Origin of the sequence: Bradyrhizobium sp. (genome assembly GCF_016219575.1) — a bacterium.
Taxonomy (GTDB): Bacteria; Pseudomonadota; Alphaproteobacteria; order Rhizobiales; family Xanthobacteraceae; genus Bradyrhizobium.
In genome coordinates this window covers 136,812-151,820 of sequence record NZ_JACRMG010000028.1, presented here as the reverse complement: position 1 = coordinate 151,820, position 15,009 = coordinate 136,812, and the positions used below count along the sequence as shown (strand labels likewise).

Here is a 15,009-nt window from a genome sequence, read left to right as displayed (position 1 = left end):
CAAGGGCGAGCCACTCATCTTTTCTTTTCAGGCTAAAGCCGGAAATACCCCGTCAGATCAGATTGCGACGCTCGGCCTCGCTGATGGCCTGCACGCGGTTGCGTGCTTTCAGGTCAGCGAAAATCCTGCGCATATGCCATTTCACCGTGTCTTCGCTGACCAGGAGTTGGTCAGCGATCCGCTTGTTCGAAAGTCCATCGCGGGCAAGCCGCAGGACGCTGATCTGCCGGACGGACAGCGTGGTAAGCTCGAGGGGGAACGAGGGCCGCTCAGTCCTTGGCCTTGGCTTGGCGATCCCGTCGAAATCGAACGTGACAAAGGCATCGGCGGATACCGGGGCCAAGGCGAGCAACAGATCCCGCGTGTCTAGCCCGGTCCGGTAGCATCCCAACTGCTTGATGAGTTCGAAGGCATTGACCGCCTTTCGTCGCGCGGGCGTCAGCGCCCCGGCGGCGGCGTGGGCCCCAGCTTCGCACATCAGCGCGCGCACTTCCAATCGACCAGCACCGATCGACCGCGCGATCTTGGCAGCCGCCTCGGCGTTGCGGAGGGCGAGGCTGTGCTGCCCCTTGGGGATGGCTTCCATCGCGCGCAACAGCGATATTTGGGCACGCAGGGGTCTTGCATGGGGCCCGGTCAGGACCTCACTAGAGTCACGCGGCAGCAGGTAGTCGATATCCCGCGCGCCGCTTAACAGGGCCAATTCGGCAAGTTCCAACTCGATCAGCATTCCCAGTCGCGGCAGTGCCCTTTCCCCCGCAAGGGCGCGTGCCCGTTCCAGCAATGCCGCGGCGCCCCTGAGATTGCCATTGGCCCGATGCCAGGTCGCGATGACGCGGCTGACCCCGTAGAACACGTCGGTAACGCCGTAGTTGGCGACAAAGTCAAGCAACCCGGCGACAGAGTGCTCGGCGATATCCAGCCGCCCCAGTTCGAACAGCACGTCAAGTTCCAGGGCGATCAGCAGCTTTGACGAGAAGGATGTGCGCGTCACCTGAACGTCGCTGTCATTGCGGGCGGTATCGATAAGTTGCAGCGCCGTGCGCATGTCGCCCCTGGCGAGGGCTGCCTGAATCTCGGCCGCATAAAGCCAGCCAAAGGCATAGTGTTGGTGCGCGGCGCTGTTGACTGAATGGGCCATGACTAGCGCCTGCTTCAGTTCGTCAAACCGGTATTCACTCGCTAGCATGAAGGCCAGACAGGTGAGTGCCGCACCCTTGCCGACGGCATTATCGTCGCCAAAGTTACTGATCCAATCGTTGCACAGCCGCTCGCTCAACTCCAGTTCGTCATGGGTCGCAGCACCGATCGCGCGGACCAGTTGCAGCCAGCCGCGGTCAGGATGCGCACCGGACGACGCGCGCGGGGCGGGCAGATAGCCCAGCAGCCTTTCGGCCTTGTCGGCCTGTTGGCTGAAATACATCGTCCAAGCGTAGCTGAGGCAGATGATCGGATGCTTGCGCAACTCGCGGGTTGGGAACCGGCCCAGCCATTCGCGCAACGCCTCGATCTCGCCTTGGCGCAGGGCGAGATCGAGCATGATGTCCTCACTCAGCCCCAGCGCCCAGCGGTGGTCGCCCGCCCGCAGCGCAAGGTTTACCGCCTTCTGGAACTCGCGCCTCCGCCAGTGCCAGAAGGCCGCACGTTTCAGGACATAGGATTTTCGCTCAGCACTGCGCACCAGAAACCGATGCTGAAGGTAATCGCGGAGAACCGGGTGCAGCGAGAACAGCGTTGAGTCATTTTCGGCGGGGCGAAACAGCAGGTGATCGAGGTCGATCTCCCTGATCAGCGCGTCGGCGTTGGTGGACTTGTAGGCGTAATTGTAGCTTTCCGCCGAAATCGGGTCGATCATCGCTGCGTTTTCAACGAACTCAAGCTGCCGACGCGACAGGCGTCTCTCGATCTCCTCATGGAGGAAGGTCACCGTTTCGGGCCAGTTTACCGCGGGCCGGACCGGCAATTCGGTCCGGCACATGATGTGGCAGAGCGCGGGCCAGCCCTGCGTCTCGGCGATCATCTGCTGTGCTGTTACGTTGGCGACCGGGTGCGCCCGCAAAAACGTTTCGGCATCGTCCAAGGTGAAGGCCAGATCGCGGGCATGGACCTCCCGCACTCCGCTTTCCAGCCCCAGCCGGGCAAAACCGCGCCGGGTATCCCCGGCGATAGCGAATCGGACATTCGGCGGGGTTTCCAGCACGAAGGTTTCCAGTGCGTGCAGCAGGGCGGGTGCGTGTTCGATGTCGTCGATGCAGATTACATTGGCCGGTCGCTCAGCGCCGAATTCTTCCCATAGCGTGGCCACTAACTCGGCCAGATCCGCCGGGACCGCTCGGCCTTCGCGGGACGCTGCGTCGAGCAGTTGGCCGTAGATGGCCTCCGCCAGCGCGCCTTCCGTTTCGTATCCGTCGCGCAAAGACACCCAGGCTGCGTTGTTTCCAGCAGCCCTGAAGGCCAACCAGTTCTGCGCCAGAACGACCGATTTTCCATAACCCTGCGTTGCGCGCAAGATCAGTGTCCGGGTCTCCGGTTGGCCTGAAAACGTAAATCGGGGCCGCGCGATACAGCGCCTGGCGATTGTCCCCAGACGCGCGGAAATGCGGACGGCACGCAGCCGTCCCGGATATGTCGGCTCGTCGCAGGTACCCCTGATCATGGGCGTCTCAAGGCAGCGCAGATAGCTATAGGATACCCCAATCGGGAACTACACTTAAGTGTAGTTGTGAGTCCCGGCCCAATGATCTCCGCTTCCTCCGCTCGCTCGGAATCGGGATGGGCGTACTGGTGTCACCTGCCGCGCGACGAATGGTGGGGTCAAGGGGAGGACATGCCGAATGATCAATACGCCAGATCAGTCTGTTTCAATCTTAGGCTACATCGACCGTAAGCGCTATCTTTGGATGCTGTCCACCCTGTGGCCGGCGACGCCAATGATCGGGCTCTGGCTGGTAGCGCAGACCGGATGGAGCATCTGGTACGCCTTGGTCCTGATCGTCTGGTACGCGATGGTGCCGCTTCTGGACGCCATGTTCGGCGAGGATTTCAACAACCCGCCGGAAGAGGCCGTCGAGATGCTTGAGAAGGACCGATACTACCGCGTCCTGACCTATCTGACCGTGCCGATCCATTACGCAGCCCTGATTGTAGCGGCCTGGTGGGTCAGTACCCATGCGATGTCTTGGCTCGAAATCATAACCTTGGCGCTCTCGCTAGGAATCGTGAACGGCCTCGCGCTGAACACTGGGCATGAGCTTGGGCACAAGAAGGAGACTTTTGACCGCTGGCTGGCCAAGCTGGTGCTTGCGGTTGCGGGTTACGGCCATTTCTTCATCGAGCACAACAAGGGCCATCACCGCGACGTTGCCACCCCGATGGATCCCGCGACCTCACGTATGGGCGAAAGCATCTACAAATTCTCCACCCGCGAGATACCCGGTGCCTTCCGCCGCGCATGGGCCCTTGAAGAAGAACGTCTGTCGCGCCGGGGCAAGAGCGTTTGGAGCATAGAGAACGAAATTCTGCAGCCGATGCTGATTACCTTCGCGCTCTATGCGGGTCTGCTTGCCTTCTTCGGCCCCCTGATGCTGGTCTTCCTTCCGATCCAAATGGCGTTCGGGTGGTGGCAGCTGACTAGCGCCAACTACATTGAGCATTATGGCCTGCTGCGTGAAAAACTGCCCAATGGCCGCTACGAGCACCAGAAACCGCACCACTCGTGGAACTCGAACCACATCGTGTCGAACCTGATCTTGTTCCATTTGCAGCGCCACTCGGATCACCACGCGCATCCGACGCGGTCCTACCAATCGCTGCGCGACTTCAAGGATCTGCCGACGCTGCCCTCGGGCTATCCGGGCATGTTCTTCATCGCGTTGATCCCAAGTTGGTTCAGGTCGGCCATGGACTCGCGCGTGGTAGATTGGGCCCATGGCGATCTGAGCAAGATCCAGATCGAGGATGGCAAGCACGCGCTTTACGAACGCAAGTTTGGTACGGTCGGCACCGACGCAAAGCCCGGCTTGGTTGCTGCCGAGTAAACCGCCAACTTCCGCACCGCTCTCGCTTGCCAAACGATGCGGACACCCGACACCACAGCCCTGAGCCACTCGACTCGTTTCAATCGTCGGGCGGCCAGCGGCTGGCCATGTGGGGCGGTCAGGCCGTGCGATAGGGCAGAGGTTGCGCGCCGATTACGGAAAAAACCAGGGATAGCTGCCATTCGGCCCAGCAATGTCAGATCGGCGGAAAAGGAGGAAAAAGGAACATGGCCAAGTACCAGTGTCCTGGTTGTAAATACACCTATGACGAAACGCTGGGCCATCCGCATGAAGGATTTCCCGCAGGCACTGCTTGGGCCAACGTGCCCGACGAATGGGCTTGCCCCGATTGCGCAGTGCGCGACAAGGTCGACTTCGAATTGATCGGCGAAGCGCCGGCCGCTACGACGCCGGCCACTCAGGCCGTCGAGTTTGCCGGGACGGCACGTAGCGCGGTCCCGGTCACCGACACGGCCGTTATCGAAAAGCCCGCCAGCCCGATGTCGAAACCGGCGGCGCGGATGGCCGCCGTACCGCAGGCCGCGGAGGCTTTGCCCCCCCAATTGTTCAGCCTGCAAAGCGAGCCCGGCTTTGCCGAAAACAAGCCCTTTGTGAAATGGGTCTGCATCACCTGCGGGCATATCTACGACGAGGCACTCGGCGACCCTTCCGGGGGCATCGCTGCAGGAACCCGGTTCGAAGAGATTCCCGAGGATTGGTGTTGCCCGGAGTGCGGCGCCACCAAGAAAGATTACGCGCTTTGCCAGGAAACCTAGTCAACTCGTGTTGGCAAAGGGTATCGGGCCGATCAGGCCCGCCATGGAGGTCATTGTGAATATTCACGCCGATCCGAACGACATTCCATTGGTGGATACCAGATCTACCGTTGCGGATGTTTTTGCGAAGCAACGGGAGGCGGGCTGGGCGCGTCGCTCGGATTTCGACCGCAAGGCACGCATCGCGGCGCTGAACCGGCTGAGGGAAGTCCTGCAGCGGCGCGAGACGGACATCATCGCGGCTCTTTATGCGGATTTCCGTAAGCCCGAGAGCGAGGTGAGGCTGACCGAAATCCTGCCGGTGCTGCAGGAGATCGCGCACACCAAACGCCACTTGAAGGGCTGGATGCGATCGCGCCGGGCAGCGGCCACGCTGGGTGTTTTCGGCACCAGGGCCAGGATCCGACCCGAGCCGAAAGGGATCTGTCTGATTATTGCGCCGTGGAATTATCCGTTGAATCTAGCCTTCGGGCCGCTGGTCTCGGCATTGGCGGCCGGCAACAGCGCGATCATCAAGCCGTCGGAACTGACGCCTGCTACCTCCACCCTGATTGCGGATATAGTGGCCGAAACGTTTTCGCCCGATCTGGTGGCGGTGGTCGAGGGCGATGCAGCGGTCGCGCAGGAGTTGCTGGCACTACCGTTCGACCACATCTTCTTCACCGGCAGCCCGCAGGTGGGCAAGCTGGTGATGGAAGCGGCGGCGAAATCACTGGCCTCGGTTACCTTGGAACTGGGAGGCAAGTCGCCCACCATCGTTGGCCCCACTGCCAACCTGAAAAAGGCCGCGCGTAATATTGTCTGGGGCAAGTTTGCCAACAACGGCCAGACCTGCATTGCGCCCGACCACGTGTTCGTGCATCGCGACATTGCGCAAGAGTTCAACGAGACGGTGATGGCGGAAATCGGTCGCGTCTATGGCAAGACGCCCGAGGTGCAGAAGATGACGCCCGACTATTGCCGTATCGTGAATGACCGGCATTTCAACCGGGTCGCCGGCCTGATCGAGGATGCCCGTGCCAAAAGCGCGCGGATACTGCTGGGCGGGCAGACGGATGCGGTGCAGAAATTCGTGGCGCCCACGCTGATCAGCCAGATCACCCCCGAGATGGCGATTTCGCGCGAGGAACTGTTCGGCCCGATCCTGCCGATCATCGAATATGACGATATCGACAAGGTGATTGATCAGATTAACGCCAATCCGAAACCGCTGGCGCTTTATGTCTTCGACAATAGCCGGGCTTTTGCCGAGGACATCATCACGCGCACCAGTTCCGGCGCGGTGGGGATCAACCTTACCGTCGTGCATTTCCTGCATCCCAATTTGCCCTTTGGCGGGGTGAACAACTCGGGCATCGGTGCGGCCCACGGAGTCTTTGGCTTTCGGGCATTTTCGCATGAGAAGGCCGTCCTGCAGGACCGCTACTCGATCGTCCACATGCTGTTCCCGCCCTATACAGGTTTTGTGAAGCGGCTCATCAGGCTTGTCGTCAAGGTGCTGGGGTAACTGGTTCGATGGAACAACGATCTGAAAGTCACGGAACGTACGACTACATCATCGTGGGAGCCGGCTCGGCAGGCTGCGTGCTTGCAAATAGGCTGTCCGCAGATCCCGCGAAGCGCATCCTCTTGCTGGAGGCGGGACCGCGAGACAAGAGCGCGCTGATCCATACGCCGATCGGCATCGCGCTGCTGGCCAACAGCAAGAAACTGAATTGGGCCTTCAATACCGAACCCCAGCAGCATCTGAACGCCCGCCCCCTGTTTTGGCCGCGCGGCAAGACGCTGGGCGGGTCCAGCTCGATCAACGCGATGGTCTATATGCGCGGCCACAAGGCGGATTACGACGGTTGGGAAGTCGCCTCTGGCACCTCGGTCTGGGGCTGGGACCGTGTCCGCGCCCTGTTCAAGCGACTGGAAAACAATCAACGATTCGGTAATTCAGAATACCACGGGACGGGTGGTGAACTGTTTGTCAGCGAATTGCAGACGGTCAACCCGCTCAGCCGATCCTTCGTCAAGGCGGGGCGCGAACTGCAGATCCAGCATAATGATGATTTCAACGGCGAGCGTCAGGAAGGGGTCGGCCTTTATCAGGTTACCCAGAACCGCGGGCGGCGCTGGAGTTCGGCAAAGGCGTTTCTGGAAAGCGCGCTGGACCGGCCGAATCTGGAGGTCATCACCGATGCGCGGGTGACCCGCGTGGTGATGGACGGGCGGCGCGCGATCGGCGTGTCCTACAGGCGGAACAACAAATACAAGCAGGCGCGGCTGAACCCTGCGGGTGAGGTTCTGCTGTCTGGCGGCGCGGTGAATTCGCCGCAGATATTGATGCTCTCGGGCGTCGGCGCAGCGGAGGAGCTGAAGGAACACGGCATTCCGGTGCTGCATGACCTGCCCGCCGTGGGCAAGAACCTGCAGGACCATCTGGACATCACGCTGATGAACGCGGCCAGTTCGCGTCAACCGATCGGAGTGGCACTCAGCTTCCCGCCGCGCGCGGTGGCGGGGCTGTTTTCCTATATCTTCCGCCGCAAGGGGTTTCTGACCAGCAACGTCGCGGAATCGGGCGGCTTCGTTAAAAGCACGCCCGAGCGCGACCGGCCGAACCTGCAATTCCACTTCCTCCCGACCTATCTGAACGACCATGGACGCAAGATCACCTACGGTTATGGCTTTACCCTGCACATCTGCGACCTGCTGCCGAAAAGCCGGGGCAGGATCGGTCTGAAAAGCCCCGATCCCCTGGATGATCCGCTGATCGACCCGAAATACCTCGATGACCCGGAGGATATGAAAACCATGATCGCGGGGGTCAAGATCGGCAGGCGCATCTTCGACGCGCCTGCCATGGCTGTTCATTCCCGGCGCGAGGTTTTGCCCGGTCCCGCGGTTCAGAGCGATGACGAAATCGCCGCCGATATCCGCAAGCGGGCCGAGACGATCTATCACCCGGTCGGAACCTGCCGGATGGGCGCCGATCCGGCGTCGGTGGTCGATCCGCAGCTTCGGGTGCGCGGTATCGAGGGGCTGCGGGTGATCGACGCCTCGATCATGCCGACGCTGGTGGCGGGCAACACCAATGCGCCGACCATCATGATCGCGGAAAATGCTGCTGACATGATTTTGGGGAAGATCCATATTTAGGCTGTGTCGCAGAATATTTCCAGCAAAGCTGTCAATCCGTGTGAAATATGCCGATCCGGCGGGTGTGACTCCAACCGAGTTCGGATGAAAAGCCTACGTCCGACGCTCTCGTCGACGAAGCCTCGCCATGCCGCAAGATCGTCGAAGTCGCGCGACGCGCGCAGCAACAGGGCGTCGGCGAGCGCCCTCTTGAGATGGCCATGCGCGCTCTCGATCGAACCATTCTCATGCGACACTCCGCGATTGTTGCGGGTCGGTGTCATGCCGTAATAGCCGCAGAATGCCTCGTAGCGTGTCGTCAAATCCTCCTTGGCGTCGGCGCCGAGATTGCGGAACGCCGCCGAAAGGCTGTCGCTTCGGTGCTGCTCGGGAACCCCGCCCAGCGACCACAGGGCGTTCTGCAACCCTTCCGCCAGCGCGACAAAGCTCTCGCCACCGAGCACGACATGGGCGTGTTCGAAGCCGGAAAACGGCAGACGGAAGTGATAGAACCGGCAGTCCAGCAACTGGCCGGCGACGGTGATCCGCGACCTCGGTGAAGTCTGACAAGCCCATGCGACCCGGCGGATGCTCCTGGCGGAAGATCACCTCCCGGTCCGGGCCGTTCACCGCGCGCCACGCCCTGATCCGCCGTTCAAGCGTCCGCCGCTTCCCGGAGCCCAGTTCCGGGTGCCGACGGCATAGTTCCTCGAACACGGCGATCGGCCGCAATCCGGGGCGGCCTTCAGCATGGGGAGGACGTCGTTCTCCCAGACGTCGACGAATGGATCGGCGCGGCGACGTTCGCGGGGCGCCTGTTTTTGGGTTGGAAGTCGGGGATCCTTCTCGAACCGGTAGGCGGCGGAGGTGCTGAATCCGGCCTTCGCAGCGGCAATGGCTGGCGAATGGTTGCGGCGCAAGTTCATGAAAAGCCTCATTTGTTGATCGGTGACGTGTCGGTCAGCCAAGGAATTGGGGTCCTCTCGAAAGAGAAAACCGATCCTTGACCAGCCGCCGTTACCGCCAAATGAGGCCCTTCGGGCGCCCACGCCGCTGCTGGGGTAACTCCGGTCGGGCTACGCCCTCCCTTCGTCACCCCAGCAGCGGCGCATTCTCATCCTGATTGTCGCGGGATTCCCATCTTGATTGTCGCGCCGCACGACCCGGACATCATCATGAGATGCTCGACGACCTTGGAAAGGACCATGACCCCAGCGATGACATCAGAAAGGAACTTGACACGGACCCGCAATTAAAGGGCCGAATAACGGTAAATGTGGCTTGGACATTCTGGTCGTCATCACGCAACGACTCTGGTCTGTCCCCGCATTCTGGAAAGCAGGGCAGCGATCTCCCCGGCCGGTCGCGCTGGGCTGAACAGATAGCCCTGCACCTCGGTGCAGCCTTCGGCTCGTAGCGCAGCAAGCTGCTCCTCCGTCTCGACGCCCTCGGCGGTCGTGATCATGCCAAGGTTCACCCCGAGCCCCATCATAGCCCGCACGATCGCCAAGGAATCGGCCCGATCCGGCAAACCTAGAGTGAAAGACTTGTCGATCTTGATCTTGTCGAACGGGAATTTCCGCAGGTAGCCCAACGAAGAGTAGCCTGTCCCGAAATCATCCATGGCGATGCTGAGTCCGAGTTGTCGAAGCTCATACAGGACCGCGATGGTCGCCTCCGTATCCTGCAACAACGCGGTCTCGGTGATCTCAATTTCAAGCCGGCTTGCAGGCAGTCCCGAATGACCTAAGGCTGCCACGACATCGAGGGATAACCTGTTACTCCTAAATTGAAGAGAAGATACGTTAACGGCGAGTTTCAGGTGATCGGGCCATCCCATGGCGTCCGAACACGCCTGTTTCAGCACCCAGGCTCCGATTTCGTTGATCAATCCGATCTCTTCCGCAAGCGGTATGAAATTGTCGGGCCCAACCATGCCGCGCACGGGGTGTCGCCAGCGCAGCAGCGCCTCGAAGCTGCTGACCTCGTTCGTCTGAAGGTTGACGAGAGGCTGATAGAACACCTCGAACTCCTCCCGCGCCAGAGCCTTGCGGAGATCGACCTCAAGCGCTCGACGAGCTTGCATTCTCTCGTCCATCCAGGCTTCGAAAAAGAAGTACTTGCCCCGGCCATCCGCCTTGGCTCGATAAAGAGCCATATCGGCCTTCTTCAGAAGCTGGTCTGGGTCGTGACCATCGGTGGGCGCCACGGCGATGCCGACGCTCGCTCCGATCATGAGCTGATGGTCGCCGATGTCGTAGGGCGTGCTGAGCGTCTCGATGATTCGTTGCGCCAGCACGGCCAAGTCGTCCGGCTGACCCACGGCCAACACAACTGCAAACTCGTCTCCCCCAAGGCGGGCGACAAAGGCGTCGTCACGCATGCTCGCGCGCAACCGATCCGCGACAGCGACCAGCAACCGGTCCCCGATCGCGTGGCCAAGCATATCGTTCACGGCCTTGAAACCATCCAGGTCAAGGTAGATAACGGCGAGCTGTTCGCCCCGGCGCGCTCGCTTGAGCGCCTGCTCGGCCTCTAGACGGAACAGCACCCGGTTGGGCAAGCCCGTGAGCGCGTCGTGATGCGCCATATGCGCGATCCTCGCATCCGCCGCGCGACGTTCGCTGATGTCCTCGAAGGTCGCGACCCAGCCACCATTCTCCGTTGGTACGGCCGAGATCGAGATCGTGCGGCCATCCGCGAGCCGCTGCTCAGGTAGCAGACGCTCATCCCTCGCGAGAGCAGCCTTTATCGTCGCGTAAGCTTCCACAAGGTCGCATTCCCAATCGTGGCCCACGCATTCCGGCTCGGCAACGCGGTGGATGGGAGTTCCGGGCTCGATGGCCTCGGCGGGGAGACCGTAAATATCCTGAAAGCGGCTGTTGCAGACGACAAGCCGGTCATCGGCGTCGTACATGCAAAGCCCCTGCGACATGTTCGCCATGGCCGAATTCAGTAGATTTGATTTAAACTGGACGTCCAGGCCACGCTCATGGAACTGGCGGAGCGTTCGGGCCAACGCTCCGATCTCATGTTTGCGGCCTTCATACTCGGGCAAAAACTCCATCCCCGGATATGCGTCAGCAGATGTTTCGGGCCGCTCGATAGCCGAGGAAGTCCGGGCAAGCGGCGTTTCGCCGGTGCGTAACCGTTCCATGGCAGCGGTGAGCAATTCGATTGGCCTCAACATGCTCCTATCGACGAAGTACCCGATGGCAAGCCCGATCATCAACGCCGCCATCACGGCGCAGGAACCGAGAACGAGAGTTAAGTCAATGGCGGCCAAGTGACGATCGGACAGCGCCATGATGCCGTCCGGCTCAGGTTTGGACGCAAGTTCCAGGAAGCTCGACCGAATGTCGTTTCGCGTGAGGATAAGGTTAGTGACAGCTACCGCCCCGAGAAGCGGTCCAAGTACGCAGAGGAGCGCCACGGATCCAAGAACAGTTTGCCGAAGATTAAGGTGCATTTTACTCGTTACAGACATTGCCAGCCGTTGGCTAATATTAGGCTGTCGTTACGAAAGGAAGTATTAAAGCCGGTTGACGATGTGTGGACACTCACAAATCTTTCAGGCCGCTATGATCTAGCCCGTCTTATTCGCCAGATGGCACCGGAGAGGCTGGCGAGCGTGGTGTAAAGCGCTGATGCGGCGTAGGATTCGGTTGCGAAGCCAACCCCATCACCTTCAACCGCGAACGCCACGCCCGCCATGACCGATGATACGATTCTGCCCTTCTCATTTCCAGCCGTTCACACCAAGAAAATTACAGCTGCCTTCGATGGCGGTCGCCTGACCTCGAATGGGGGCGTGATGCTTCTGGCGATGGCCGAGCGGCGTCTCGGTTTGGCCGACAAGTTGGCCCGGATGTTCCCGGATCGGCGCGACCCGACGCGGGTCGTGCACAGCCTTGTCGATATGTTCCGCGCTCGCATGTTTGCGATCTGCTGCGGCTACGAGGACGCCGACGATCTCGACCATCTGCGGTCCGATCCGGCGTTCAAGCTGGCCTGCGGACGGCTGCCGGACAGCGGTCGCGATCTGTGTTCTCAACCGACGCTGTCGCGCCTGGAGAATGCTCCACGCCTGCGCGACGTGATCCGCCTGACCTACACTTTGGTCGACGCATGGATGGATAAAGCCGTAACCGCGCGGCCACGTGGATTTGGATCACTCAAATACCAAAATGCTGGAACAGAAGCGGGGACGGCAACCCTGGGGGAGGTGTGATTGTCGTCTCAGTCAAATGCGACGCCAATCCGTTTCTCTTTTCGCCATTTGACATGACACGGTCGGCTTAGCTGATCTGCCTCTATAACCAGTCTGAACTCGTGAGGAATGCCTAGCGGACTTTCGACGTCCAGGGCGGCGCCGCTCGCCGACAAGTTCCGCACGGTACAGCTAATACCACCCCCACCGAATTCTATCGTCCCGGCTTTCAGCACGCGATGTCGAGGCGCGGTACGTTTGTTGTCCATAGGCGGACCATAGCCGAAAATTCTTAGAAATTCGCAAAGGTCATAGTCGACCCGCATGAGCATGGGTCATCGACGGGACGTGGTGACGGGAAGACCAAAGCCAGCTCTGTGAACCGTTCCTCGGCGGCGTAGGCCAAGGGTGCAGAAGTCTTGAGGCCATTCGACACTGACTAAAGATACTACACGCCCTCAAATCGAGCCAGATCTGGACTGCGTCTCCCCAATATTCCCCGACTTACATCGCCTCATTTACAAAGCGTTAACCTCAATCCGTAGCGGCAACTTAGCCGGGAAGCATCATCGTGACAGCAACCCGATGGAACTTTCGAGATCGAAATGGCGGCGCAACACAACCGGGCAAGAATGTTCGCGGTACTGAGCGCGACCAACGAAGCGATCTTACGGAGCACTTCCGAACAAGATCTCTATCAAGATGTTTGTAATGCTGCGGTTGATGGCGGCAAATTTCTGGGCACGGCCATTTTCCTGATCGAGGACGACTCTTCGTGGTTCCGGATGGCCGCTGGGGCCGGTCCCTTCGTTCATTTGATCGAGCAACTTCGTTTTTCTTCTGATGCCACCATTCCGCACGGTCAGGGACTCGGTGGCGAGGCGTTTCGCACGGCCAGACCGTGCATTAGCAGCGATGTTCTCAACGATCCCAGAACCCAACCGTGGAAGGAACTGGCCGCGAGCGCGGGCCTGACGGCGAGTGCCGTGCTGCCTCTCCTTCGAGACGGCCAAGCGGACAAGACATTGGCACGATAGCCCAATTCCCATCAGATCTGGAGCCGGCCTACCCCTATTGAGAAATGGAGAAGCGGTTGGCGTCCTGCTCTTCCTGTCGAGCGAAACGGATGTGTTTACCCCAGAATTTATGAAGCTGCTGGGGCGGCTTGCTGACAACGTATCATTCGCGATGGAAATGCTGGAGCGTGAGGACGCCCGACGCGCTGCAGAGCAAGCTAAGGACCGGCTGACGCGGATGCCCCGTCAACGACTTCATGACCAAGAACGGAAGCATCCGCGACGACGGCCGCATGATGCGCGACATGTACCTTTTGCAGACCAAGAAGCCGTCGGAATCGAAGGGCGAGTGGGACCTGATGAACGCCGCCGCGACCATTCCGGCTGAGGTAGCGTATCGGTCGCTCGCGGACCCGCCCAATGGCGCCGAGCACCTTCCCGTCCCTCTTGATGGGAATGCGGGAAACGACTCTGTCTCCGCCGCGCATGCGCTGAATTTTCCCGACCTCGGCCTTGCCCGTGGCCACGATCTCATGCAGTCGCGTGTTGTCGATGACGGTCTCGACCGGGCGTCCGTTTCCTTCGCCGGCCTTCAGCCCGAAAAACGCTTCGTGGATCGGAGAAATGTAGACGATCTTGGCCTTGTCATCGACGATCGTCATGGCGTCGAACGGATCCGTCAGCAGGTGCTGCAGGATGTCTCAGGAGAAATCGACGCTGCCGATGAAGCTGAGAAGTGCGTCGCCCGGCGTTTCGCTGAGAACGAGCATCTCTCTGGACCCGGCCGGAGTGACCAGCACCATGTAGATCTTGCGATCGAGATTCAGCGTCGTGATGCGCCGCTCGCGGGCCTCGGCCATCCATGCCTGATCTGCGGTCAACGAATTCAGACGTGGATCGGAGCCCACGCCGACCGAAGCGATTACACGAGCCGCAGCGTCGAAGAGAAGCACACCGGCAATCGTGGCGGTAATCGGATTAGGCATTTCCTCAGTGTCCTTGTTGAGGACACGTGAGCACAGTGAGGACGCCGCTCAAGAAACTTTGCCGCTCCTGAGGACACAAATTTAAGAGGCTCCAAAGGCTACCCCTGCAAAACAAGGAGTTCCACGACCCAGGAGCAGCAGCGGCGAAATGGCACGGGTGTTGCTGATGTCTGGATAGCAGCAACGCCCATGAAGGCAGTTCTCGAATGCTGCATTGCGAGATAGGATGAAACCGTACTTAACTCTCCATCACCCTGCGAGCGCGCAGCGCTACTACAGCGAACGGATGGTGGCGCGAAGACACCTTCTACAGTCTGCTCACCAGTCATGCGACCGAGCGGCCTGATGCCGTGGCGCTGCAGGATGCTCGCCAAACGCTGACGTGGGGTGAGCTCAAGCGTTGGACGGACGGTGTCGCGGCAGATCTGCGCGAATACGGGCTGGTCGGCAGCGACCGCGTGATGATGTGGTTGTCCAACCGCATCGAGGCGGTCGTCATGTTCCTCGCCTGCGCGCGTGAAGGGATCGCCTGCAACCCCTCGGTCCACAAGACCTACACATGCGCCGAGGTCGGCGACCTTCTCAACACGCTGTCGGCGCGGGCGCTTCTGACTGAAGACGGTTGGGGGACCGACCGTGCGACCGTCGACTACGGCTGGTTTCTATCCGGAGATCTTGGCGTCATGGACGCCAAAGGCAATCTCCGCATCGAGGGGCGCCTCAAGGACCTGATAATCCGGGGCGGCCACAACATCTATCCGTCGCACTGGCTTCTTTCTTACTTATCGCGGCCATGCGGACAGCCAACGTGCGTGGCACACGCTTTGCTGACTACCAAAAAATAATGACTTCGGGAGG

Annotated in this window: 10 protein-coding genes and 6 pseudogenes; 10 read left to right on the top strand and 6 right to left on the bottom strand. The window is 60.4% G+C overall.

Annotated features, from left to right (window positions below):
- Nucleotides 1–52 precede the first annotated feature (52 nt).
- The gene (locus tag HZB49_RS22360) at nt 53–2,509 is read right to left on the bottom strand and encodes a LuxR C-terminal-related transcriptional regulator (protein WP_061026540.1); all 2,457 of its coding nucleotides are present in this window, start codon (nt 2,507–2,509) and stop codon (nt 53–55) included.
- A 325-nt stretch (nt 2,510–2,834) separates the two neighbouring features.
- Here HZB49_RS22360 and HZB49_RS22355 point away from each other — a divergent pair, with 325 nt between their 5' ends.
- From HZB49_RS22355 to HZB49_RS22335, 5 genes and pseudogenes are all read left to right on the top strand, one after another.
- A complete protein-coding gene (locus HZB49_RS22355) occupies nt 2,835–4,037 on the top strand; it encodes an alkane 1-monooxygenase (protein ID WP_061026539.1) in 1,203 nt (400 codons plus the stop codon).
- Nucleotides 4,038–4,264: 227 nt separating this feature from the next.
- Nucleotides 4,265–4,402: pseudogene (locus HZB49_RS22350) on the top strand (rubredoxin); the annotation flags it as partial.
- Between the two features lie 246 nt (nt 4,403–4,648).
- Nucleotides 4,649–4,813 carry a rubredoxin gene (locus tag HZB49_RS22345; protein ID WP_245325341.1) on the top strand — a complete coding sequence of 55 codons (165 nt, stop codon included), beginning with the start codon at nt 4,649–4,651 and terminating at the stop codon, nt 4,811–4,813.
- Between the two features lie 43 nt (nt 4,814–4,856).
- Nucleotides 4,857–6,320: an aldehyde dehydrogenase family protein gene (locus HZB49_RS22340; protein WP_021075779.1), complete on the top strand. Its 1,464-nt coding sequence runs from the start codon at nt 4,857–4,859 to the stop codon at nt 6,318–6,320.
- Nucleotides 6,321–6,328: 8 nt separating this feature from the next.
- Nucleotides 6,329–7,960, top strand: coding sequence for a choline dehydrogenase (locus tag HZB49_RS22335; protein WP_021075780.1), 1,632 nt, complete (start codon nt 6,329–6,331; stop codon nt 7,958–7,960).
- Between the two features lie 92 nt (nt 7,961–8,052).
- Here the strand turns inward: HZB49_RS22335 and istA are convergent.
- Both istA and HZB49_RS22325 read right to left on the bottom strand, forming a co-directional pair.
- Nucleotides 8,053–8,877 (bottom strand): annotated as a pseudogene (gene istA / locus HZB49_RS22330) (IS21 family transposase); the annotation flags it as partial.
- A gap of 362 nt (nt 8,878–9,239) precedes the next feature.
- Complete coding sequence (locus tag HZB49_RS22325; RefSeq protein WP_021075783.1) at nt 9,240–11,246, bottom strand: EAL domain-containing protein; 2,007 nt, start codon at nt 11,244–11,246, stop codon at nt 9,240–9,242.
- A 405-nt stretch (nt 11,247–11,651) separates the two neighbouring features.
- On the opposite strand from HZB49_RS22325, the pseudogene HZB49_RS22320 reads away from it, so the two are divergent.
- Nucleotides 11,652–12,074, top strand: a pseudogene (locus HZB49_RS22320) (transposase); the annotation flags it as partial.
- A 104-nt stretch (nt 12,075–12,178) separates the two neighbouring features.
- Here HZB49_RS22320 and HZB49_RS22315 read toward each other — a convergent pair.
- A complete protein-coding gene (locus HZB49_RS22315) occupies nt 12,179–12,418 on the bottom strand; it encodes a PilZ domain-containing protein (RefSeq protein ID WP_082770518.1) in 240 nt (79 codons plus the stop codon).
- Between the two features lie 336 nt (nt 12,419–12,754).
- On the opposite strand from HZB49_RS22315, the gene HZB49_RS22310 reads away from it, so the two are divergent.
- The 3 genes and pseudogenes from HZB49_RS22310 to HZB49_RS22305 all read left to right on the top strand — a co-directional run.
- The gene (locus HZB49_RS22310) at nt 12,755–13,186 is read left to right on the top strand and encodes a GAF domain-containing protein (protein ID WP_035649294.1); all 432 of its coding nucleotides are present in this window, start codon (nt 12,755–12,757) and stop codon (nt 13,184–13,186) included.
- Nucleotides 13,131–13,331: pseudogene (locus HZB49_RS30095) on the top strand (GAF domain-containing protein); the annotation flags it as partial. The gene HZB49_RS22310 and the pseudogene HZB49_RS30095, both read left to right, overlap by 56 nt.
- A gap of 76 nt (nt 13,332–13,407) precedes the next feature.
- A pseudogene (locus HZB49_RS22305) lies at nt 13,408–13,572 on the top strand (ABC transporter permease); the annotation flags it as partial.
- Between the two features lie 42 nt (nt 13,573–13,614).
- On the opposite strand, the pseudogene HZB49_RS22300 reads toward HZB49_RS22305, so the two are convergent.
- Nucleotides 13,615–13,827 (bottom strand): annotated as a pseudogene (locus tag HZB49_RS22300) (AAA family ATPase); the annotation flags it as partial.
- A gap of 39 nt (nt 13,828–13,866) precedes the next feature.
- Nucleotides 13,867–14,151 carry a hypothetical protein gene (locus HZB49_RS22295; protein WP_021075786.1) on the bottom strand — a complete coding sequence of 95 codons (285 nt, stop codon included), beginning with the start codon at nt 14,149–14,151 and terminating at the stop codon, nt 13,867–13,869.
- Between the two features lie 248 nt (nt 14,152–14,399).
- Here HZB49_RS22295 and HZB49_RS22290 point away from each other — a divergent pair, with 248 nt between their 5' ends.
- Nucleotides 14,400–14,996, top strand: a complete 597-nt coding sequence (locus HZB49_RS22290; RefSeq protein ID WP_365858903.1) for an AMP-binding protein — start codon at nt 14,400–14,402, stop codon at nt 14,994–14,996.
- Nucleotides 14,997–15,009 lie beyond the last annotated feature (13 nt).

Coding starts and splice junctions, on each gene's coding strand:
- HZB49_RS22355 (WP_061026539.1), top strand. CDS start 2,835: ATGATCAATACGCCAGATCAGTCTGTTTCAATCTTAGGCTACATCGAC.
- HZB49_RS22340 (WP_021075779.1), top strand. CDS start 4,857: ATGGAGGTCATTGTGAATATTCACGCCGATCCGAACGACATTCCATTG.
- HZB49_RS22335 (WP_021075780.1), top strand. CDS start 6,329: ATGGAACAACGATCTGAAAGTCACGGAACGTACGACTACATCATCGTG.
- HZB49_RS22325 (WP_021075783.1), bottom strand. CDS start 11,246: ATGGCGCTGTCCGATCGTCACTTGGCCGCCATTGACTTAACTCTCGTT.
- HZB49_RS22315 (WP_082770518.1), bottom strand. CDS start 12,418: ATGGACAACAAACGTACCGCGCCTCGACATCGCGTGCTGAAAGCCGGG.
- HZB49_RS22310 (WP_035649294.1), top strand. CDS start 12,755: ATGGCGGCGCAACACAACCGGGCAAGAATGTTCGCGGTACTGAGCGCG.
- HZB49_RS22295 (WP_021075786.1), bottom strand. CDS start 14,151: ATGCCTAATCCGATTACCGCCACGATTGCCGGTGTGCTTCTCTTCGAC.